Raw genomic sequence first — 23,286 nt, forward strand, 5'->3', positions numbered from 1 at the left:
TAGAGCATAGGAAAAATAATTGCTTTTTAACCTAAGGGGTCTATTTTGGCAATAGGACTTTTTATTTCGCTCTCCACTTTGCTTGCCGGTTGAAAGAAACGATTTTTATCCACTTTTGTTATTGCCTCACGTTGTTCAGAAGTAAGCTTGTTAAAGTCTTCCTCATTTGTAATAAGTTGAGGTAGGCGATCTTTCAGTGCTGTGCATATTACGATAACCTGTTCAACATTAAGATAAGCAGTTGCATCCTGAAATTCAAAAGAGTTTCTAATCATTTGAAGTAATCGGTCTTTGCACATATCAAATAGTACAGCACGCTGCTCGATATCAAGATTTTCAAGTGCCCATTTGAATTGTAGAGGAGTTTTAATTAGTGATGGTAAATGGTCTTTTAGTACTTCAAATAGTATCGCTCGTTGTTGCTCATTACATTTTTTAAGTAGAGATTTAAATTTATTCGCATGTGTAATAATTGACGGCAGACGATCTTTTAATTCATTACATACTATTGTGAATTGCTCAATGTTAAGTTGGCAAAGAACTTCCTCAACATCATCTATATTGTTAATGAGTGTGGAAAAATACCTTTTTAGTTCATTCCATATCATTGCAAATTTTTTGCTGTCAAAGAGGCAAAATTCTTTAATATCATGAGCACTTATAATGATGTCCTGTAAAATATTGTTGCATATCCATTTGAATTGTTCTTCATTCAAATATCGAATCACAGTACTCAAAGCAAAAGAGTTGTGAATAAAGTTAAATGACTGGTCTTTGAGGATATCGAAAAAGATAGTGCGTTGCTCAGTATCCAGGAGTTGAAATACAGTGCTAAAGTCATCAACCTCTCTAATAAATTCTGATGAGTGGTTTTTGAATGCTTCGAGTAAGATAGTGCGTTGCTCAGTACTCAGGAGTTGAAATACACTATTAAAGTCACTAGCATTTTTAATAAATTCTGGTAGGTGGTTTTTGAGTGCTTCGAATAGGATAGCACGTCGCTCAGTATTCAGGAGTTGAAATACAGTGCTAAAGTCACTAACATTTTTAATAAATTCTCGTGAATGGTTTTTGAGTGCTTCCAATAGGATAGTGGGATGTTCAACGTCTAGGAGTTGAAATGCGGTGCTAAAGTCACTAGCATTTTTAATACATTTGGGCAGTTGATCTTTCAAGCTTTTTAAAATAGCAAGACGATGGTCTTTTTCCAAAGGTAGGAGCAATTGAGCGACATTATTAAATCTTGATAGAATAGATTTTTGCAATTCCGGAGCGCTGATAGTTATAATGGCTCCCAGTATTTCTGGTTTGGTGTCTACAGCAAACCAGATAAATTCTTCAAGATTGATAAATTGTGCGGCTATTTGTTGTCCTAGTTTTTCGAGGGCGCCGAGATTCTTTATTTCCTCAGCACTTAAATTAGTTAAGTCTGCCAAATCTTGTCGGGATGTGATAGAAAAAGGGATGTCCAGCCAAGTAAGTAAGTCTTTAGTTAGGCCTACCATATCATGCCCTGAATAATTGCCTTGTTTAATACTCTGGATTAAGTCCTCTTTTGCTTGTTCATAAGTTGTTTTGGCTGTGTGCAAGAGATTCTCATGAGTACTCCCACTCACTATGATTTGACTTAAAGATACTTCATTGTTTTCTATTGCTTTGAGGAGTAAAGTACGGCGAGTAGCAATACAGGTAGCAAGAGTTTCTGTGGCATTTTTGTTTGCTTCTTTATTAAAAGCAAAGTCAAGCAAAGTATCAATTTCTTTTTTTACTTCTGCTGGAATTTTTTTGCTGAGCTCTTCATCAAGTGTGTGATAATAATCCCGAAAACTTAAAATTGCAGGATATACACCACTGCCCGCATTATCTTCCCTACCTAATCCACTAACGCTATTCATGTAAAGTGCTTTGCACAATAACGTTAGATGACCCAATAAATGATTTTGATCCTTTACATAAGACTGATAACGCTGATAGGCTTCATATAACGCACGGCTTCTATTCGAGTGATCAATCAAGCGATGCATCTCTTCTTCATTGATAGTGGCCATATTCTCAGAATGATCTTTATAATTATAATAAGGATTGTAGCGAGTCTCTTTTTTTTCCTCCTCTAACAAGGTTGGTAATAATTGTACTGGAATTAAATAAAATCCTTTTTGGCCAAGAATGTGAGTTTTAAGAAGAAGTTGCAAATCGAGGTCTATATTTACTTGATTTTTGTAAGCATCATCTTCATAGGCGCCTAAATGTGGCCATTGCTCACTCAATGATACGGTGTTCACTGTGGACATTAATACATTGATTGCACCAACAGGCGATTTTTTTCGCGTGTTTTCATTTAGTTGTTGTGCTGTAAAAATTGCAGCATCAAGCAAGAGATGAGTCACTTCATTTTCTGGAATCGAAGAGTAACTTACAAATGTCCCGTTAATCCGTTCCCAGTGCTGCTTTAAATATTTCTCCAGCTTATTTGCTAAATCATCCGCGTTTCCTTGAGCAAGTTTTTTTAATTCATTTAATGTCTTAGTCGCATAAGCGAGAAAGACACGTTCTCGCAGCGTCCCCTCCACATTCACATAACTATCAAGTAATTTTGTGGTACGATTGATTAATTCTTCTTGGAAAAACAAAGGAGTATGTGGTTTCATTTGAGCTCTTTTGTACTAAATTATAGTGAGTAAGATGTTTTTATTATAGCCAATTGTATTAATAAAATACAAACCATGGGTTTTAATTGAAGAAAATACCCAGAACAGTTACGATATTGATTTTAGGTAAAGATAGTGAATATTAGCTCTTGTTTTAAATCATGTCACCCAGATTGGAAGGAATTGGTTGTCCAATCTTTGGCGACTATGGATAAGGATTATTTACAGCAATTAGAAGGTGACCCGCATTGGCTTCCAGGTTGTGAGCGCTTGTTTGCCGCCTTTAGTCTACCTCTTGAAAAAACACATTATATTTTATTAGGGGAGTCGCCTTATCCGCGCGCAGCTTCAGCCAATGGTTATGCTTTTTGGGATAATGCGGTAGATAATTTATGGAGTCCCAAAGGATTAAGCACTACGGTTAATAGGGCGACTTCATTACGAAACTGGATCAAGATGATGTTAGTTGCTCGTGGTGATTTGGATGCTAAAGATACCTCTCAAGAACGTATTGCTCAGTTGCATAAAGAGGGTTTAGTACAGACCGCTAAGCAGTTATTTCAAGGTATGATGGCTAAAGGGATATTATTATTGAATGCATCCTTGGTTTTTAGTGAAGGTAAGGTACTTTATCACGCGAAGCATTGGAAGCCATTTATGCAAAGTTTATTGCTGCAATTATCAGTGGTTAAACCAACCATAAAATTAATCTTATTAGGAAAAGTTGCGGAAATGATACCTCAAGATCGATTGACAGTAGCTCTGGTTGCTCAGCATCCATATAATATAAGTTTTATCAATAATCAAAAAGTAATCGATTTTTTTAAGCCTCTGGATTTATTGTCATTATGAATAAAAGATCAACAGTCAACGCGGAAGAAGTAAATAAATTTGCCCAACATGCAAAGCATTGGTGGGACACAGAGGGGCCTCTTAAAACTTTGCATGACATTAATGCTACCCGTTTAGCGTTTATTGCTCAGCAGATAAACTTAAACAATTTGCATATTTTAGATGTTGGTTGTGGCGGTGGCATTTTATGTGAAGCAATGGCGAAGGCCGGAGCAAAGGTTACAGGGCTTGATGTGGAGCAAGAAGCAATCTTGGCTGCCCAAGAACACGCGCAAACGAATAGCCTTACTATTGAATATGTATGTACACCAATTGAAACTTTTAAAAGTGAGCAGTATGATGTGATTACATGTATGGAAATGTTAGAGCATGTTGAGCATCCAGAAATGGTTTTGGAGCATTGTAAGCGTTTGCTGAAGCCTAAAGGCATTTTGTTTTTATCTACAATTAGCAGAACCTTGAAAGCATACGCAGGGGCTATTGTTGTCGCAGAGTATGTATTAAATTTACTACCCAGGCAGACGCATGATTATAAAAAATTTATTAAACCCAGCGAGTTAATGCGGATAGTGCGTAGTTATGGATTTCACTTGGTGGATATGCAGGGAATTAATTATAACCCTATTTTAAGGACTTCTTCATTGTGCTCTGATGTGCAAATTAATTATTTGATGGCATTGCGCAAATAGAATTTTCCCGCGAGAGACTTTTTGCTTTCTTTCACGGGAAATGAATCATTACCTACTTCGCAGAGGCCATTTCTTTCTTCTTGTTATAGCGTTCTTGGTAACGTTGAAATGCATATTTGGCTTGTTCAGCTGTAACTACATCCACTTCATTACCATAAATATCAACTCGTGCCGTATTTTCTTTTTGACAACTTAAATAAGCAGGAGATGCACTATAATAGCTTAATGCTTCTCTGAGTGATTTTTTGCTAAACGGGGGAGAATCAAGACGCTCATAAAAATCGATAATGTCGTCAAAGATGCCAATCTTTAACGGCTTAATTTGATTTCCCTTTTTAAAAAAAGCAGAAGGGAAATGTTCAATCAACCAATCTATAATGTGGAGCTTATCTTTTTTTACAGTATTTGTTTGTTGCTTGTCCATCATGTTTTGCTCTAAAGCGTAATCATTAGGCGAATAAGCTATCATATATTAAGACATAATCAAGCATTTAAATGAAACAATAATGATAAATTATGTATTATTTTCATCCGAAATAGAATAAATTGCTCATGATCCTATAAGAAATATCTCAAATTTCATGGTGAAAATGGCTGTTTTTGATGCTTTAATTTCTTAATAAGAAAGCTAACATCTTGTTTTATATATTTTTTTATCAAAATTTATTATTTTGTAAAAATAATAAATAATATTTTTTAATGATTTTTGCTCTTGAATTAATTCTCTGCTATTGCTAAATTCTAACCATAGCTTGTAAGGATGCAAGCTTATCAAAAGGACTTGAAATCAAATGGATTTGATTTTGTCAGGGAAGACTTTATAAGGACTGGACGTTCTTATATGGATGACTGCGAAAAAGCCAGGCGTTATGCCTGGCTTTTTTATTTGTGCATTATGCTACCAGATATCCAGAATGAGACAAGAACTTTTTATCGGGATAATAAGCAAAAACTACAGAACCATTTTTAATGGTATTAATTACAGGCTTTGCCAATGTTTGGGCAATTGCAGGGCAGCCCCATGATAGACCGGCACGGCCGGCTTTTTTAATGAAGTCAGGCTCAACATACCATGCGCCATGAATTACGACACGACGATTATAAGCATTGTCATTAAAGCCTTTATCCATACCTACGAGATTAAGGGAGTATCCTTTGTGTCCAATATAAGTATCCGAAGTAATATAGGTACCTAAACTGGATTCTTTACTTGAATTGATATTTGAGAAGTGAGTGGGAGTATTATTACCAGAGTTTCTTCCATGAGCAACATAAGTATTATATAGAAGTCGCTCTTTGTTAACATCAAATACCCACATACGTTGTTTGTTTGATGGTAATGAATAATCAATAACGGTAAGAACTGGTTTTTTTACCTCACCACGTTTACTGGCATTACTATATGCCGTTAAAGCAAGTGCTAATACTTGCTTATTGAGCCGAGGGGCTTTAGTAGCCAGATGTTGTACCTTTGTATTGATATCAGATCCGATTGCAAATGAATTGGAAATGTTTGTAATGTTGCTCGTTAATATGACGGTTGAGATTAGAGTTAACAATGTATTCATACAGCTCCTTTCTTCTTGTAAAATCACCGTTATTGGTCATTAAAAAAACGCCTATTATATAAACAATTGACGTAATTGTAAATTCAGAAGTCTTGTTCTTGCTCATTAGGATAAATTATTATTCAATTCATGGGGTTAGAAAAATAGATATAAATAATAATGCTCTTTTTGAGTAGAATTAGGTCTATTCTCATGTGCATTTATCATGCAAATTGCATTATTTTTTCTATTTTTGTAATAAATTTACACTTAATTTGCACTTGTTTTGGCATGGTTTTGTCTTATCTCTGCCCGATTTTTAACGTATAATGCATTGAAATTGAGACTAATCATTCCCTTTTTTAAAGGCCTAAACTATGATGTCTCATTATTATCTTTTAGTTCGGAGAATTCTATGCTTGAAAAGCAAGTGCAATTACCAGAAGGGTTAAGAGCAACAATAAATCATGCTTATCGTACTGATGAGTTAACATTAGTAACAGAATTATGTGATAAAGCCGATCTAAGCCCTCAGCAACTGATGGCAATTAAAAATAGTGCAACACAACTGGTTGAGTCTGTGCGATCCGAACGCAAGAAAAGTACCGGTATCGATTCATTTTTAACAGAATATGCTTTATCTAGTGAGGAAGGAATTGCTTTGATGTGTTTGGCTGAGGCACTATTGCGGGTGCCTGACAGTGCAACAATTGATAATTTAATTAAAGATAAACTCGCTGGCGGTGATTGGAAATCTCATATTGGACAAAGTGACTCTTTTTTTGTTAATGCTACTACTTGGGCATTAATGCTCACTGGAAAAGTATTGACTCCGGATAAAGCACAAAGTGGTTTGGCAAAATCGTTAATGAAAATGGTGAACCGTAGCAGTGAAGCAGTGGTAAGAACTGCAGTTGATAAAGCGATGCGTATTATGAGCCGTCAATTTGTGAAAGGACGTACTATTAAGGAAGCAATCACGCGCGCGAAAAAGAAAGAAGCAATAGGATATCGTTTTTCTTATGATATGCTTGGTGAAGCCGCTTTGACACAAGTGGACGCGGATCGCTATTTCAAGGCTTACAAAGAAGCTATTGATGCCATCGGTAAAGATTCAGACAAAAATTCCGACGTTTATAAACGAGCAGGAATCTCCATTAAATTGTCTGCACTACATCCTCGTTATAATGAAAGCCAATATGAACGAGTGATGTCTGAACTACCTCAAAAATTATTAATGCTTGCGCGGATGGCCAAAGAATATGGTATTGGCTTAACTATTGATGCGGAAGAATCTGAACGTTTGGATTTATCGTTAGATGTAATTGAGTGTGTCTTCAAAGACACGAGCTTAGATGGCTGGAATGGTTTTGGCTTGGCAGTGCAATCTTATCAAAAAAGAGCATTTTACGTTTTGGATTGGGTTGCTGCATTGGCACGCAGTCAGAAGCGTCGTATGATGGTACGGCTTATTAAAGGAGCTTATTGGGATAGTGAAATCAAAAAGACGCAAATGCAGGGTTTAAACGAATATCCTGTATTTACACGTAAAGTATTCACCGATGTATCTTTTCAAGCGTGCGCGAAAAAAATCTTAACCATGACGGATGCTATTTATCCGCAGTTTGCTACCCATAATGCTTATTCTGTGGCGATGATCTTAAATATTACTGGCGATTATCGTGATTTTGAATTCCAATGTTTGCATGGGATGGGGAAAGAGTTGTATGAACAAATTGTTCCGGCACAACGTAAAGGAATTGCGTGTCGTATTTACGCACCAGTAGGAAGTCATGAAGATTTGTTGCCTTACTTGGTACGTCGTTTATTAGAGAATGGTGCCAATTCTTCGTTTGTTAACCGTATTGTGGATGATAACGCACCGATCAGTGCTTTAGTGGAAGATCCTATCAACAAAGCACGCTCATTATTGGAGCGAATGAATAAAAACATTCCTTTACCTAAAGATATTTTTGTCGGTAGAAGAAATTCTGATGGTTTTGACTTTAGTAACCGTCATGCACGTGCAGTAATGCAACAACAATTATCAGCGATGAATTTAAGGCAGTGGACTGCTGGTCCGATTATTGCTGGCTTTAATAATTCTAGTGCTAAAGAGGAACTAGTTTCCTCACCTCAAAACATTGATTATATCGTAGGTAGAGTTCAAAATGCTAATCTTAATGACGTTGAAATGGCTTTAGCAACTGCTGTGGCCACTTTCCCAAGTTGGTCTGCTATTTCCGTTGAAGAGCGTGCGCTATGTCTTGAGCGTTATGCGGATTTATTACAAGAAAATAGTACGGAATTATTAGCCTTGGCATGTTTAGAAGCAGGTAGAACCTTAAATGATGGGATTGCTGAAGTACGCGAAGCCATTGATTTTTGCCGTTACTATGCAATGCTGGCAAGACAAGTGTTAATGAACCCTACACGTTTAACGGGTTATACAGGTGAATTAAATGAATTAAGTTTACATCCACGTGGTACGGTATTATGTATTAGCCCATGGAACTTCCCATTAGCAATTTTTACTGGACAAATAGTTGCTGCTTTGGTGACAGGAAATTGTGTTGTAGCAAAACCCGCAGAACAAACTCCCTTAATTGCCGCGTTTGCAGTTAAATTAATGCATCAAGCAGGAGTTCCAGGTGGTGCGATACAATTACTTCCTGGAAATGGGGAAACTATTGGTGCTGCGTTAGTGGCTGATCAACGGATTAAAGCGGTGCTCTTTACTGGCTCTACAGATACTGCTAATTTGATTAATCGTACTTTAGCTACTCGAGGCGGAGAGATTATTCCACTTGTTGCAGAAACTGGCGGTCAAAATGCAATGATCGTTGATTCATCGGCGTTATTGGAGCAAGTGGTAATGGATGCCATGAACTCTGCATTTGGTAGTGCAGGGCAACGTTGCTCGGCATTACGTGTATTATTCGTTCAAGAAGAAGTATATCCACGTACGGTGGCTTTGTTAAAAGGAGCTATGGCTGAGCTGGTATTGGGGGAGCCGCAGTGGTTAGTGACTGATGTTGGGCCCGTTATTGATAAACAAGCCTTGTCGCTATTAGAGGCTCATGTTGATAATATGAAAAAGCATCATGAAGTGATTTATCAATGTTCATTGCCTGAGTCTCTTCAATCTGGATATTTCATGCCACCTACAGCAATTGCTCTTGATAATCTCGATGCTTTAGAAAAGGAAGTGTTTGGTCCCGTATTACATGTGATTTCTTATAAACGTAAAGATTTGGGCAAAGTAATTGCACAAATTAATGCAACTGGTTATGGTTTAACTTTAGGCATTCACAGTCGTATTAATGAGACGGTTGAATACATCAGGACCAATGTTCATGCCGGTAACTGTTATGTCAATCGTAATATGACAGGTGCAGTAGTTGGTTTACAGCCTTTTGGTGGTGAAGGTTTATCCGGAACTGGCCCGAAAGCTGGTGGGCCTAATTATTTAGTTCGACTCTGCCATGAACGTACTTATACTGTCGATACGACGGCTGCTGGTGGTAATGCCAGTTTGATGTCCTTACCTGATTAAATATCACTTCTGCGTCGAAGGTACTGCCATTAATGCATATTAACTTAATGCAGTGCTTTCGAGAAGATGGACAAAAGGAGTACTTGTTATGAAGCTATTACAGCGTTTCAAAAAGTTTTATAAAACGTCTGCTGAAAATAGAATCCAATTTTATGTTTTTCTTGGTTTTTTGATTATTCCTGTTATCGGTATGATTCTATTTTATATTTATGTGCGTCTTTTTTGGTTGTATTAGGGCTTTAACAGAAACTTTAACCTCCTCATTCATAAGTCAAAGAATGTGCTTACTCGTGGGAGGAGGGGCAAAGAATTCGTTATGTTCTAATCTGAATTTTTCTTAATGCTTTTTAGCAAAATACCAAGGAATCAACACAAAGAGTATTAATCCGCCAATTAAGAGCGATTCAAAAATAAACACATTTCCTACAGGAATCTGTGATGGCGGGGCAAAGCCAACCACCATAGCACTAATACAGCATAGAATGCCTATACCTGCGATTAACCACATTACCTTATTACCCCCTGGAATGGCATATCCACGTGGTTGATCAGGCTGACTGTAGCGTAGTTTAATCGCTGCTGCGAACATAAAGACATATACTAATAATGCCATTTGAGCACTTAAGTCGCTAAGTACCCAATAAGCAGCATTGATTGAATGCAATAAAATAAAGACTGTGCTTAAAATGGTAACAATAACTGCTTGAGTAAAGAGAATAGTCGTCGGTGCACCGTATTTATTAGTGTAGGCAAATCGTGCAGGTAATGAACCATCTCGTGCTGAGACTAATAAACCTTTAGTAGGACCAATAATCCATGCAGAAACCCCGCTTAATCCACCTAAAATGATGAGTACTGCAATAACGGAGGTCATCCATGGCATATTATAGGAGTTGAAAAATACAGAATAAGCATCAATTAAACCTGAGACTACACTTAAGCTGTCATTAGGTACTACAGTCACAATGGATAAAGACCCTAAAGATAATGTTGAAATAATAATAATTGTCGAGTAAAACAATGCTCTTGGATAATCGCGCTGTGGGTCTTTAACTTCCTCAGCATGCACTGCAGACATTTCCATTCCTATAAGACCAAATAATACCGCAGCAAAGAGTGAAAGATTGCCGATAGATTCAAAATTAGGAATCCAGGTAGTTGGATAGTCAACAGCCATAGGTCGGCCTTGAAGAGCCCACATTGCTGCTAAACTAATAATGAGGATCATGGGTAGTACGGTCCCAATAGTAGCTCCAATGATGCTGACAATACTGGATATTCTCATGCCAAAACAGTTGATGATAGTAAACAGCCAAAATAAACCAATAACAGTACCTAGCAGATAAAATTTATTATTCGCTAATTCAGGGGCGATAAGGTAAGATAATGTTGCTGCAATAAAGGCAAGGATTGTTGGGTACCATACCACATTATAAATCCATTGCAGCCAAATCGTAATAAAGCCAGCTCGTTTTCCAAATGCTTCTCGGACCCATACGTAAATTCCACCAGTACTCGGATGAGCGGTTGCCAATTCAGCGGCGACAAGCGCAACGGGAATAAAAAAGGTAAATGCTGCGATTACATAATAGAAGACTAATGACAAACCAAGTTTCGCACTAATTGGTAAGGTACGTAGGCTGTCAACAGCGATTACGTTAATCATTACCAAGGAAAAAACACTTAATACTTTTTTTGGCTGATTCATGATTAATCCTTAATTGGTGCAGTTGTTAATAAAATCAGGGGTTACTATGGTAAAGCTCGTTTAATTAAGGATTAAGAAAGCAAATTTTGTCCATGCACCTACCTGAAATTAATGGTAATAAGCGGTCGCGGAGTATAACATTTTGGGGAAGAATAACACAATAATTAATGCTGATTTTATGTGAATTGCACTAAGGGAGAACCCGTGGCGGGAACCACGGGAATGTATGACTTTAAGCAATATTTCTTAGTACATACTGTAGAATACCGCCATTTTTGTAATATTCTAACTCATCAGCTGTATCAATGCGGCAAAGCACTTTGATATGTTCTACTTTACCATTAGCACGTTCTATAGTCACAGGCACTATGGCACCTGGAGTTAAGGAGTCAGAGAGATTAATGCTGATACGCTCATTTCCTTTAAGATCCAGAGACTTACGTGTCATGCCATCAGTAAACTGCAAAGGAAGCACGCCCATACCGATTAAGTTTGAACGGTGAATACGCTCAAAACTTTCAGTAATCACTGCTTTTACACCTAACAATTTGGTACCTTTTGCTGCCCAATCTCTTGAAGAACCAGTACCGTATTCTTTACCGGCTATTACTACTAAATCATGATGGTTTTGTTGATACAGCATTGATGCATCATAAATTGGCATCACTTCATCATTAGGAATATAACGCGTGATACCACCCTCTTGACCTGGAGTCATTTCATTGCGAATCCGAATATTTGCAAAAGTTCCACGCATCATGACTTCATGGTTACCACGACGTGAACCATAAGAGTTAAATTCTTTTTCGCTTACACCTTTTGATTTCAAATACAAACCGGCAGGAGAGTTTGCTTTTATTGAACCTGCTGGTGAAATATGGTCTGTAGTAATTGAATCACCAAATAAAGCTAAAATATAGGCTTGCTTGATTGGTTTAATTGCATCGGGTTTCGTTTTCAGATCATCAAAGAATGGTGGATGCTGAATATAAGTTGAATTTGGATTCCACTCATACGTTTTACCAGTGCTGGTTTTAATGGATTGCCAATATTCATCACCTTTAAAGACTTCAGCATATTCCTTACGGAACATGGTGCCAGTCACTTTAGCAACTTCAGCTGCAATTTCTTCATTAGTAGGCCAAATATCTTTTAAGTATACATCATTGCCTTTATTGTCCTGGCCAATCGGATCTTTGCTGATGTCAGAGCAAGTTGTACCACTTAAAGCGTAAGCGACGACTAATGGGGGAGAAGCAAGCCAGTTGGCTCTTACTTGTGGATGTACACGGCCTTCGAAGTTTCTGTTTCCAGAGAGTACTGCAGAAACAACTAAATCATTATCGCTAATGGTATGCGAAATGGCATCAGGTAAGGGACCAGAGTTACCAATACATGTTGTGCAACCATAACCTACGAGGTTAAAACCTAATTGGTCTAAATAAGTTTGTAATCCAGTATTCTTTAAGTAATCAGTTACTACTTTAGAACCAGGTGCTAAGGAAGATTTCACCCATGGTTTGCGTTGTAACCCTTTTTCAATAGCTTTTTTAGCAACTAAGCCTGCAGCCATCAGAACACTCGGGTTTGATGTATTGGTGCAGCTAGTAATCGCAGCAATCACCACATGACCATGTTTCATTGCGAAAGGATGGTCTTTAACTGGAAATGACTTGTCTTTTTCTTTATCCTTGCCGGCTTCAGTTAGAAAGTGATTAAATTCTACGGGTAAAGTATGCAAATTCACTTTATCTTGCGGACGTTTAGGTCCTGCTAAAGAGGGCTCAATAGTGCTTAAATCAAGTTCTAAGGTATCTGTAAATACTGGATCTTCACTGTCTTTGTCATACCACATTCCTTGTGCTTTTGTATACGCTTCAACTAATGCAATGGTGTGTTGGTCTCGGCCAGTTAATTCCATGTAACGGAGGGTTTCTTTATCAACAGGGAAGAAACCGCAAGTTGCGCCATATTCTGGAGCCATATTGGAAATTGTAGCGCGATCTGCTAAAGGTAATGCATTCAAGCCTGGACCAAAGAATTCAACAAATTTACCGACAACCCCTTTTTTGCGTAACATCTGGGTTACAGTCAGTACCAAATCAGTCGCAGTAATTCCTTCTTTCATTTTACCGTATAATTTAAAGCCAATTACTTCTGGAATGAGCATGGATACTGGTTGGCCTAACATTGCCGCTTCAGCTTCGATTCCACCAACACCCCACCCTAAAACCCCTAAGCCGTTAATCATGGTGGTGTGGGAGTCTGTACCTACCAAAGTATCAGGATAAGCATAGAGCTCACCATTATCGCTATTACTCCATACAGCTTTTGCCAGATATTCTAAATTCACCTGGTGACAAATACCTGTTCCTGGAGGAACTACTTGAAAGTTATCAAATCCTTTTTGCCCCCAACGCAGAAATTCATAACGTTCATTGTTACGTTCCATTTCAATTTCAGTATTAACTTTTAGTGAGTCAGGAGTTCCGAATTTATCCACCATGACGGAGTGGTCAATGACCAAATCAACTGGTGATAAAGGAGAAATTTTATCAGGGTTACCACCCATTTTAACGATGGCTGTACGCATCGCTGCTAAATCAACAACTGCTGGTACTCCAGTAAAGTCTTGCATTAACACACGTGCTGGTCGAAAGGCGATTTCATGTTGTGAGGTTTTTTTATGCAGCCACTGGGCAATTGCTTGAATGTCTTTAGTAGTCACAGTGTTGTTGTCTTCAAAGCGTAATAAGTTTTCTAGAAGTACTTTAAGTGAGTAAGGAAGACGGTTAATTCCTTGCAAATTATTATTTTCAACTTCTTTTAAACTGTAGTAGTTGTATGTTTTTCCATCTACATTTAATTGACGCTTTGTCGATAAACTGTCATGGCCCACTTTCATAAAAAAACTCCTGGAATTAAAAGCTGAATGATAGCTCAAAATTTTAAGTTTTTCATGGAGTCTAAGGTGAAAAGAATAAATTCACTCTAGGTTTGAATTTATTCTGAACAAATTTGCAGTTTAAAGTTATTTTCTGCTAATGGTAAGACTACTTTACAAAAATTAATACTCACGTAATATTGTTTCATTAAGTTTTATTATGCTTGGTGAGCAGTTGGCACGGATGTTGCAGCTGTTGTATGTCGAAAACGAAGGAGTGTTGGATGCTGGATTTAAATAATGTCACGCTAAGCTCGTTACTTGCTTTGAATGTTCAAGACTGTTCTGAAGTCGATTTATTACCCGTAGATGATCAGCAAGATGATGATAACTCGATTGACCCAGGTGCCTTCGTTTTATTGTTTGCGCAAATTGTTGCAAATACTCCTGTCGACGATTATAAAGAACAAATTACTTCCGAACTTGCTGGTTCAATAGAAAAACAATCTTCTATTGATGAAAGTAAATTACCTATTAAGCAAGAACTTAGTTCATTAGAAGACAATATAGCATTGACCTGGATTAACTCTGATTATTATCAAGCAGAATTAGATTCTGAAAACTCCCTATCGTTGCAATTGGCTGCCGCCAATAATGATTTGAAGCAATTTGTAGCTACTGATGGTGGTGCACAAGGTGAATTTAAAGTAAGTGCTCAAGAAGAGTTTGCACCATTAAATGAAACATTTTCTTTCGATACTCATATAAATCAGAGATTGCTGAATACTTCGCCAATTTCTGCTGTTCCTGTAGCTGAAACAGCAGCAATTAAAGAGGTAGTACCGCAAGTGGTTAATATAAACGATTTTAAATTAGAGCCACCAAAAGAAAATGGTCAAGCTAATACCCCTAATACACAAATAACATTTCATGCTACGGATGAGAATCCTGATAAAATAATGCAATCTGAACCAGATCCTATGCAAGTAAAAGTTACGGGCAACAAGGAAGAGATACAACCTTTAATTAATAATTCAATGAGGGCTGTTGGTACTGTGGTGAATTTAAATCCAACAGTGACTCAACCTGCTTTGCAAATTCGTTCAGTCAAGATTAATAATGATTCTAAGTTAAGTGAGAAACCTGCAGTTGAGAAGGACAAAGAACAGACAGTAGCTGTAGAGTTGGATTCGGTTATTACATCTAAAATGAATTTGCCGACACAAACGCCATCAGAGCAGCAAGTACCAATAGATGTTACAATCAATCAGTTATCACAGGGGATGACTCAACCTTTTTTACCAGAGCAGACAGAGCATCCTATATTTGATTCACTGCCAAAAGAGATCGCTATTCCTACAGAAATTTCTGAACCACAATGGTCAAAACAATTTTCTGATCATATTGTTTGGCTAAGCCAACAAGATACTAAAACCGCAGTTATTAAGCTTCATCCAGAGGATTTAGGCCCTCTAGAAGTTAATGTTAAAGTGGTGGAGAACTCTGCTTCAGTAACTATTGTTAGTCATAGCCAACAAGTACGAGAAATGATTGACCAAAGCATGCCGAAACTGCAAGAAATGATGGCAGAACAAGGATTGAATTTATCCGAAATGAACATCAGTTCTGATTCGCGTGAACGTCATTTTGCACGTCAGGATAATTCTTCTTTGAATAATGCGATAACTGAGGTAGAAGAAGTAGTTAATGTGCCGGTACAAACCAAAGTTAAACATCAGGGAGTGATTGATTATTTTGCCTAAGGCGCCTCATTTAGCAATGTGGGAGATATGTATTAACGGTAACGACGACAAATGCGATTACAACGAATCACGCGACCGTTCCAACGATCTACTAAACAATTTTTACGGCAGCCATGGCCTACATATCTCCAGCCAGTCCAATAAAAGTTACGATGATGGCGAGGGCCATAGTAAATATAACCTGGTGCTGAATGATAACCTATAAAATAAGCAAGTTGTTGTCCGGCAATTGAAGTTGATTCGAGAGTATTTGCTTTAGCTCTCGGGCTATATAAAGCACTGATGAGCAGGATTATGGAAAAGGGTAGAATAAAGTGTGCTTTATAGCTTTTTATACTTACTTGTTCCATGATATATGTCCTTTTTTTGTTATTACTTTGCAAAGTATAGCCTATAAATGGTTCACCAATTTTTTCCAGGTATCGGTATGAATGAGAAGATAATTTTAATTACAGGTTGTTCTAGTGGCATTGGAGCTCATGCTGTGTTTGCATTAAAAAAGCGAGGTCATCGAGTGATTGCTTCGTGTCGTAAGGAAGAAGATGTACAAAATTTGATTCACTCAGGATTAGAGGCGGTACTTCTTGATGTGAGTGATACATCCTCAGTACAGGCTGGTTTTGCTGAGGTTTTAAATAAAACCGCAGGGCGTTTGGATGTTTTGATTAATAATGCTGGTTATGGGCAAGCAGGAGCTCTGGAGGATATTCACCGCGATGTATTACGCCAACAATTTGAAACGAATGTGTTTGGTCTTGCACAGCTTTGTGCACTTGCGATTCCTATTATGCGCCGTCAAGGACAAGGGCGAATTATTAATATCAGTTCTATTTTAGGTGTAATTAGCTTGCCATTTCGTGGGGCTTATAATGCATCAAAATATGCAGTGGAGGGTATAACAGATACCTTAAGATTAGAACTAATGTCTTCAGGCATTAAGGTGATTACCATTGAGCCAGGCCCTATTGCCAGTCGTTTTCGTGATAATAGTATGGATGGCTCATTAAAAGCAATTGACACAAATGGAAGTTATTTTAACATACAATATGATCAAATTTCATCACATTATCAGAACACAAAATTTGATTCTGTATTTACTAAAGGTCCGGAGGCAGTAATAAAAAAAATTATTCACGCGATTGAAGTAAAAAATCCCAAACCTAAATACGCGATTACTTTTCCTGCGCATTTGATGATTTTCTTAAAGAGGATCCTAAGTAATAAAATGCTTAATCGCTTGCTTTATTTTATTTCTAAAAAAGAATTGCATAAGGAGGACACGTTCTAGATTCCGTTTTCTGGATTTCAGCAATTGTTTGTCTTTTTTCATTGGCTCTACTTACTGCTGCTTTTCCATAAACCTGCATTAGAGCGAGAAGAAATAACTGAACATGAAAAGTTAACGTGTTGAAAATTCAAAGCATACTCTATGTTGAGTCATTTTAAAATCATAGTGTATTAGAGCGAGGAAATCTTCGCATAGGATAAGTTTTTTATGTGTATAAAGATTTTTTAGTTTAAAAAGAAGAAAAGTATAGAATTCTTTGCTAATATCATAGTGGGTTAAAAATCATTAACTTTCAAGGAAGTAATATTATGAAAAAATCAACAATGGCTGTTGCTGCTCTTTTAACTGTTTTAGCTGTTCCAGTAGCTTCTGTTGCTTATGCTGATGATGCAACTCCTACTGCTCCAGCTGCTAGCTGCAAAGGTTGCACTGGTTGTAAAGGCTGCAAAGGTTGCACTGGTTGTAAAGGCTGCAAAGGTTGCGCTGGTGCTAACTGCAAAGGTTGTTCTGGTAATGCTGGTACAAACTGTAAAGGCTGCAGCGGTTGCGCTGGAGAGTAATCTCAAGCTTTGGTTCTCTAGGAGGTAGTTTTTACTACCTCTTTTCTTTATTACTCCAATTAATTAAAACCATGCTTACTTATTCTGAATTTAGTTTACCAATTCTTAGTCAATGGCACCAAAAGCGTTACTTAGAATTTGCTTCTCAGGTTTTACAAGCTCAGCAACAGATGACTTCTGAGGGAAATAATATACTTCATTATACTTTAAACTCTCAGGCACGACATGAGCGTATGAGTCATTATCCTAAAGGGGATCGAATCGATCACCGCACGGGAGCACAATATTTTTATCATTGCCATCGTGAAAATTATGAAAGTACGGAGCATGGGCATTTTCATTGTTTTTTACGTTACAAGCATATTCCTAAAACCATCAAACCTGCATCATTATTCGATTGGGATCGCTATATTGATAATCCTATGACCCATTTAGTTGCAATTGGCATGAATCAATCGGGTCAGCCTATTCGCTTATTTACAGTGAATCGTTGGGTGACTTCTGAGATTTGGTATGAAGCAAAATATACTGCTCGTTTGCTAAAACATTACAAAATGACTCTTGAGAACTCTTACTGGCAGGTGCTGGATAAGTGGATTGAGGGCATCATCTATTTATTTGCACCACAAATTACTTGGTTGCATCATGAACGCGATCGAATAATGCAGCATCAGCAAGCAGAAAATCCTTATTTAGATTATGAGCTAGAGGAACTCTCGCAAATTCCTATTGATTTAAAACAGCAAATTGAATGGATTATAGGCTCTTAAAGATCTTGCCCGATAAGTGTAGCAAATAATTAAAATGTAAATTGATCTTCATAAATCAAAAATGCCATCCTGTACTATACTTTTACATGTAAGCTATTTTAGCGGAGATTTGCATGTCTTCTCATAATAAATATGCACAAAACGAGAATATTGAAGCAATCAATCAATACTACATGGAAATTATTAATGCAATGCCCAATGTGGTTTATTGGGTAGACAAAGAGTGTAACTTAAAAGGATGTAATAGTAATTTCCGTGATTTATTAAGATTGCAAACTTTAAAAGATTTTAAGGGGACGCCATACCAGAAAATGATCGAAATTGCTCATTGGAATGAAGAGCGTGTTAAGGCTTTAAGACTAGATGACATGAAAGTCCTTTTTTCTGGAGAAGCCTTTCATAATATTGAAGAAAAGCCAATCCAAAACATAGCCGGTAAAGTATATAATTTTCACTCGACGCGTGTACCTATGTACAATATGAATCATGAAATCATTGGTCTGGTTGTAGTTCTAACCGATATTGGTATGAATAAAACAAGTAATGATACTCTTCGCCAATTGTCCGACAATGATAAAAAAGATAGTGAAGTAGTAAGAGATGGATATTTACCAACGGTATTAATGGTTGAAGATAATCTTATTGCGCAAAATGTTGAAAAAGCCTTGTTAACAGCTTTGCATTGTAAAGTGGATATCGCTGAAACAGCTGATGTTGCAATAAAATTATTTTCACCAGGTAAATATGATTTGGTTTTAATGGATATTGGCCTGGAAGATTCTTCTGGATACGTGGTGGCAAAACAATTACGCCGGAAAGAAAAAAATACCGATTTTCATGTACCAATTATTGCGCTAACAGGATATGAAGCAGACATAGTAAAGTATGATTGCGAGCATTATTTTATGGAAGGAGTAATTAGTAAACCGCTGACTAGTGAGCAAGCAGAACAGATAATTAATCACTATGTTTTTCATATGAATGTTTCTGTTAGTGGTTTGAAGAGCCCATAGTAACTTGTTATGATGTAACCTTTTATTTTAAGAGGTGCATCCTATGAGCGATACTAATGAACGGATTTTGTCCTTAGACGTTTTTCGTGGATTAACGATGGCGCTTATGGTGTTAGTAAATGCTCAGGGGACTAGGGAAATTTATCCACTTTTAGAACATGCAGCCTGGAATGGTTGTACCTTTGCTGATTTGGTCTTTCCAGGATTTTTATTTATTGTTGGCATGACCACAGTAATTAGTTTACACCGGCAACTACTGCATTCAGATGCATCACGTATTGAATTATATAAAAGCATTTTAAAACGTAGCGTTTTATTATTTGCTTTTGGTTTATTTTTAAATGCATTTCCACTGCATTTTGATTTTGCGACGATTCGTGTATATGGAATTTTACAACGAATTGCTATTTGCTATTTGATTTGCTCTGTTATTTATTTAAATACTTCTTTAAAAACACAGATCATTTTGTTTTGGGGCATTCTTGTGGGTTATTGGTATTGGCTCACCCAAATACCAGTGCCAGGAGGGCAGGGCGATGTATTAAGCATAAGTAGCAATTGGGTCGCATTTATTGATAAAACACTTTTGTCGCCAGAGCATTTATACAGAAATTTTGATCCGGAAGGCCTACTAAGTACGCTTCCTGCAGTAGCTACAACTTTATCAGGTTTATTAACAGGACGCTTTTTGTTAATAAATTATGATAAACGAAAGAAGACTGTCTGGATGATTTTAACGGGAATTTTATTTCTTATTTTAGGTTGGATCTGGAGTTATAGTTTTCCCCTTAATAAAAATTTATGGACAAGTACTTTTGTTTTATGGACAAGTGGAATTTCATTAATTACGTTTGCACTATGCTTTTACATTATTGATGTTTTAGGCAAAAGTACATGGGCATTGCCTTTTAAAATTTTTGGTATGAATGCCTTGTTTATTTTTATTTTTCATGTGCTTTTATTAAAACTGCAATCTGCTTTTTCACTTCCTTTACAAGATGGTTCTTATGATTATGTCAGGGTAGTTATTGCTGATTATTTATTTGGCAGTTTTAGTCAGGAAAATGCGAGTTTACTTTATGCCTTAGTATTTTTATTGTTGAATTTTCTTATCGCTGTCTACTTATATAGGAAAAAGATATTTTTTAAATTGTAAATTATACAAATTTAGAAAGTAATCAGATATTGTTCCTCTTCAGTGACTTAGCTATAATCAATAGTTGAATAAGTTTATTTGATGTTTACGGAGTATTTGGCAATGCCAATTTATGAATACCAATGTACAAATTGTCATCATCACTTTGATTTAATACAAAAAATCAGTGATGAGCCGGTGAAGCAGTGTCCAGAGTGCCATGAAGATACTGTGGTCAAATTAATCTCCGCAGCTGGTTTTCAGCTTAAGGGAACAGGTTGGTATGCTACAGATTTTAAAAATAAAGGCAGCTCATCAACGGATACTTCTACTAAAAAAGAAGAGCCACCTAAAACTGCAGATGCTGGCTCTGCATCTGGTAGTTCAGATTAATATGAGAATAGTGTGAAAACAAAAGCTTTACGAGGTTATTTACTTGCTGGTTTGGTTGTATGGCTGCCCATCCTTATTACTTTTGGAGTGCTTCGTTTTATTATCGACTTATTAGATAATTTAATTCCTACCGCATATCAGCCAGAGCAATTATTAGGGCATTATATTCCAGGTGTGGGTGTTATTTTTTCCTTGGTTTTATTGCTATTGACTGGTGTCTTGGCGACTAATTTCTTAGGACAACGTTTAGTTGCGTGGAATGATTCTTTATTATCCAGAATCCCTTTGGTACGTTCTATTTACAAAGCAGTGAAGCAGGTAATTAATGCAGTGATGTCTACAAATAGCGAGGCTTTTCGTAAAGTGGTTTTAATCGAGTACCCTCGTAAAGGATTATGGACCATTGCATTCCAGACCGGTGGTGGCAGTTTGGAGTTGAATGCAAAAACCAATGAAGAATTAATTTCTGTATTTGTTCCCACAACACCGAACCCAACTTCTGGCTTTTTATTTATGGTACCAAAACGAGAAGCGGTTGAGCTTAATATGAGCATTGATGCAGCTTTAAAATATATAATCTCTTTGGGTGTGATGCAGTCGGTGGCTAAGACTACAGAAGCCTTATCAGAGTCGGATCTCAATAAAATTTAATTTAAATAGGCGGTTTCATATGCGTACACACTATTGTTTAGGAGTGGATGAGTCAAGTTTAAACAAGGAGGTGACTGTTTGTGGATGGGTACATCACAGACGTGATCATGGAGGAGTAATCTTTCTAGATATCCGAGATCGTTCAGGCTTATTACAAGTAGTGTATGAACCCGAAAACCAAGCAGTATTTGCTGATGCTGAAAAACTACGCTCTGAATTTGTGGTACGTATTACGGGTATGGTGCGTCACCGACCTGCAGGAATGATTAATGAAGCGATGGCTACAGGGCGTGTAGAAGTTGTTGGTTCTCAATTAGAGATTCTCAACTACTCACCCACGCCTCCATTTTTACCAGATGATTTTCAAACAGTAAATGAAGATTTGCGTTATAAGTACCGTTATATTGATTTGCGTCGTGCTTCAATGCAGCAAAAATTAATTTTAAGGCATAAATTAAATGCGTGCATTCGCCAATACCTCAATCAACAAGAATTTATTGATATTGAAACGCCCATGTTAACCAAGGCAACACCTGAAGGTGCGCGAGACTATTTAGTCCCTTCACGTGTACATCCAGGCGAATTTTATGCCTTACCACAATCGCCACAATTATTTAAGCAGTTACTTATGGTTTCTGGTTTTGATAAATATTATCAAATTGTTCGTTGTTTCCGCGATGAAGATTTACGTGCAGATAGACAACCAGAATTTACGCAACTTGATATTGAGATGGCTTTTATTGATGAAGAAAATATTCTGAAATTAATTGAAGGTTTATTACAGCGCGTGTTTAAAGAGATAATTAACGTAGAGATTCCTGAAACACTACCAAGAATGTCCTACGCAGAGGCAATGCGTCGTTTTGGTAGTGATAAGCCCGATTTACGTAACCCTTTGGAGCTAATAGATATTGCAGATATAGTTAAAAGCTGTGATTTTAAAGTATTCGCAACTGCTGCTAATGATACTGAATCACGAGTTGTTGCGTTAAGGCTACCCAAGGGGTGTGATCTAAGCCGCAAAGAGTTAGATGATTACGGTAGTTTTGTGGGTATTTATGGCGCTAAAGGCTTAGCGTACATTAAGGTAAATGATCGTAATTCTGGAATGGAAGGCTTACAATCTCCAATTCTTAAGTTTTTGTCCGTAGACATAGTACAAGCTATTTTAGATCGTACTCAGGCACAAACAGGCGATGTTGTATTCTTTGGTTCTGATAAGACTCATATTGTTAATGAATCTATGGGGGCTCTGAGAGTTAAATTAGGACAGGATAAAAGTTTAATTCGTGAGGGATGGGCATTATTATGGATTGTTGATTGGCCAATGTTTGAAATAGATCATGAAAATAATAAGTTACAAGCAATGCATCATCCGTTTACATCCCCAAAACAGTTGTCTCCTGATGCATTATGTGCAAATCCAACTCACACTTTAGCTAAAGCTTATGATATAGTAATAAACGGCTATGAAATTGGTGGGGGATCCATCCGTATTCATCAGTCTGATTTACAGAAAGCTGTATTTAAGTTATTAGGAATTGATGAACGAGAAGCTCAAGAAAAATTTGGCTTTTTATTAGATGCCTTACAATATGGTGCGCCTCCTCATGGCGGTATTGCTCTGGGTATGGATAGGTTAGCCATGTTACTTACGAACTCTAATTCGATTAGAGATGTAATTGCTTTTCCTAAAACACAAACAGCTTCGTGCCTTTTAACGTGCGCACCTTCTCCAGCGAATAGTGCGCAGCTAAATGAATTAGGAATAAAACTTGCTCCAACTACTAAACAGACACACTAAGTTGTTACAAAGAAACAACACTGGC

Annotated in this window: 18 protein-coding genes; 12 read left to right on the forward strand and 6 right to left on the reverse strand. The window is 37.1% G+C overall.

The features are described from left to right. Nucleotides 1-26 precede the first annotated feature (26 nt). A complete protein-coding gene (locus tag QM652_RS06290; RefSeq protein ID WP_415073941.1) occupies nt 27-2,648 on the reverse strand; it encodes a hypothetical protein in 2,622 nt (873 codons plus the stop codon). Between the two features lie 141 nt (nt 2,649-2,789). Here QM652_RS06290 and QM652_RS06295 point away from each other — a divergent pair, with 141 nt between their 5' ends. Together QM652_RS06295 and ubiG are read left to right on the forward strand one after the other, a co-directional pair. Then, nucleotides 2,790-3,500 carry a uracil-DNA glycosylase gene (locus QM652_RS06295; RefSeq protein ID WP_415073982.1) on the forward strand — a complete coding sequence of 237 codons (711 nt, stop codon included), beginning with the start codon at nt 2,790-2,792 and terminating at the stop codon, nt 3,498-3,500. Next, nucleotides 3,497-4,189 carry a bifunctional 2-polyprenyl-6-hydroxyphenol methylase/3-demethylubiquinol 3-O-methyltransferase UbiG gene (ubiG, locus tag QM652_RS06300; RefSeq protein WP_415073943.1) on the forward strand — a complete coding sequence of 231 codons (693 nt, stop codon included), beginning with the start codon at nt 3,497-3,499 and terminating at the stop codon, nt 4,187-4,189. Before QM652_RS06295 ends, ubiG begins: the two co-directional genes overlap by 4 nt. 52 nt (nt 4,190-4,241) lie before the next feature. On the opposite strand, the gene QM652_RS06305 is transcribed toward ubiG, so the two are convergent. Together QM652_RS06305 and QM652_RS06310 are read right to left on the reverse strand one after the other, a co-directional pair. Further along, nucleotides 4,242-4,613, reverse strand: coding sequence for a ProQ/FINO family protein (locus QM652_RS06305; protein WP_415073984.1), 372 nt, complete (start codon nt 4,611-4,613; stop codon nt 4,242-4,244). A gap of 469 nt (nt 4,614-5,082) precedes the next feature. Continuing rightward, on the reverse strand, nt 5,083-5,757 hold the full coding sequence (locus QM652_RS06310; RefSeq protein ID WP_415073945.1) for a murein L,D-transpeptidase catalytic domain family protein: 675 nt from the start codon (nt 5,755-5,757) through the stop codon (nt 5,083-5,085). 394 nt (nt 5,758-6,151) lie between these two features. Here QM652_RS06310 and putA point away from each other — a divergent pair, with 394 nt between their 5' ends. After that, entirely contained in the window at nt 6,152-9,292 is a 3,141-nt protein-coding gene (gene putA / locus QM652_RS06315; protein ID WP_415073947.1) for a bifunctional proline dehydrogenase/L-glutamate gamma-semialdehyde dehydrogenase PutA, read from the forward strand. A 337-nt stretch (nt 9,293-9,629) separates the two neighbouring features. Here the strand turns inward: putA and QM652_RS06320 are convergent, their stop codons facing one another. Both QM652_RS06320 and acnA read right to left on the reverse strand, forming a co-directional pair. After that, nucleotides 9,630-11,000: an APC family permease gene (locus QM652_RS06320; protein WP_415073949.1), complete on the reverse strand. Its 1,371-nt coding sequence runs from the start codon at nt 10,998-11,000 to the stop codon at nt 9,630-9,632. Nucleotides 11,001-11,232: 232 nt separating this feature from the next. Next, the gene (acnA, locus tag QM652_RS06325; protein ID WP_415073951.1) at nt 11,233-13,905 is read right to left on the reverse strand and encodes an aconitate hydratase AcnA; all 2,673 of its coding nucleotides are present in this window, start codon (nt 13,903-13,905) and stop codon (nt 11,233-11,235) included. Between the two features lie 263 nt (nt 13,906-14,168). On the opposite strand from acnA, the gene QM652_RS06330 reads away from it, so the two are divergent. Further along, on the forward strand, nt 14,169-15,647 hold the full coding sequence (locus tag QM652_RS06330; protein WP_415073953.1) for a flagellar hook-length control protein FliK: 1,479 nt from the start codon (nt 14,169-14,171) through the stop codon (nt 15,645-15,647). A 32-nt stretch (nt 15,648-15,679) separates the two neighbouring features. On the opposite strand, the gene QM652_RS06335 is transcribed toward QM652_RS06330, so the two are convergent. Then, nucleotides 15,680-15,997: a hypothetical protein gene (locus tag QM652_RS06335; protein ID WP_415073955.1), complete on the reverse strand. Its 318-nt coding sequence runs from the start codon at nt 15,995-15,997 to the stop codon at nt 15,680-15,682. Nucleotides 15,998-16,074: 77 nt separating this feature from the next. Here QM652_RS06335 and QM652_RS06340 point away from each other — a divergent pair, with 77 nt between their 5' ends. From QM652_RS06340 to aspS, 8 genes are all read left to right on the forward strand, one after another. After that, complete coding sequence (locus tag QM652_RS06340; protein ID WP_415073957.1) at nt 16,075-16,935, forward strand: SDR family NAD(P)-dependent oxidoreductase; 861 nt, start codon at nt 16,075-16,077, stop codon at nt 16,933-16,935. A gap of 308 nt (nt 16,936-17,243) precedes the next feature. Next, the gene (locus tag QM652_RS06345) at nt 17,244-17,495 is read left to right on the forward strand and encodes a hypothetical protein (RefSeq protein WP_415073959.1); all 252 of its coding nucleotides are present in this window, start codon (nt 17,244-17,246) and stop codon (nt 17,493-17,495) included. Between the two features lie 71 nt (nt 17,496-17,566). Further along, nucleotides 17,567-18,265, forward strand: coding sequence for a DUF6969 family protein (locus tag QM652_RS06350; protein WP_415073986.1), 699 nt, complete (start codon nt 17,567-17,569; stop codon nt 18,263-18,265). A 113-nt stretch (nt 18,266-18,378) separates the two neighbouring features. After that, nucleotides 18,379-19,278, forward strand: a complete 900-nt coding sequence (locus QM652_RS06355) for a response regulator (protein ID WP_415073960.1) — start codon at nt 18,379-18,381, stop codon at nt 19,276-19,278. A 43-nt stretch (nt 19,279-19,321) separates the two neighbouring features. Further along, nucleotides 19,322-20,434, forward strand: a complete 1,113-nt coding sequence (locus tag QM652_RS06360) for an acyltransferase family protein (RefSeq protein WP_415073962.1) — start codon at nt 19,322-19,324, stop codon at nt 20,432-20,434. Between the two features lie 102 nt (nt 20,435-20,536). Further along, complete coding sequence (locus tag QM652_RS06365) at nt 20,537-20,806, forward strand: FmdB family zinc ribbon protein (RefSeq protein WP_415073964.1); 270 nt, start codon at nt 20,537-20,539, stop codon at nt 20,804-20,806. Between the two features lie 12 nt (nt 20,807-20,818). Beyond that, complete coding sequence (locus QM652_RS06370; RefSeq protein ID WP_415073966.1) at nt 20,819-21,457, forward strand: DUF502 domain-containing protein; 639 nt, start codon at nt 20,819-20,821, stop codon at nt 21,455-21,457. A 19-nt stretch (nt 21,458-21,476) separates the two neighbouring features. Continuing rightward, nucleotides 21,477-23,261: an aspartate--tRNA ligase gene (gene aspS / locus QM652_RS06375; protein WP_415073968.1), complete on the forward strand. Its 1,785-nt coding sequence runs from the start codon at nt 21,477-21,479 to the stop codon at nt 23,259-23,261. Nucleotides 23,262-23,286 lie beyond the last annotated feature (25 nt).

The sequence above is a fragment of the Legionella sp. genome (genome assembly GCF_047605385.1).
In the GTDB taxonomy this organism is placed as follows: Bacteria; Pseudomonadota; Gammaproteobacteria; order Legionellales; family Legionellaceae; genus Legionella.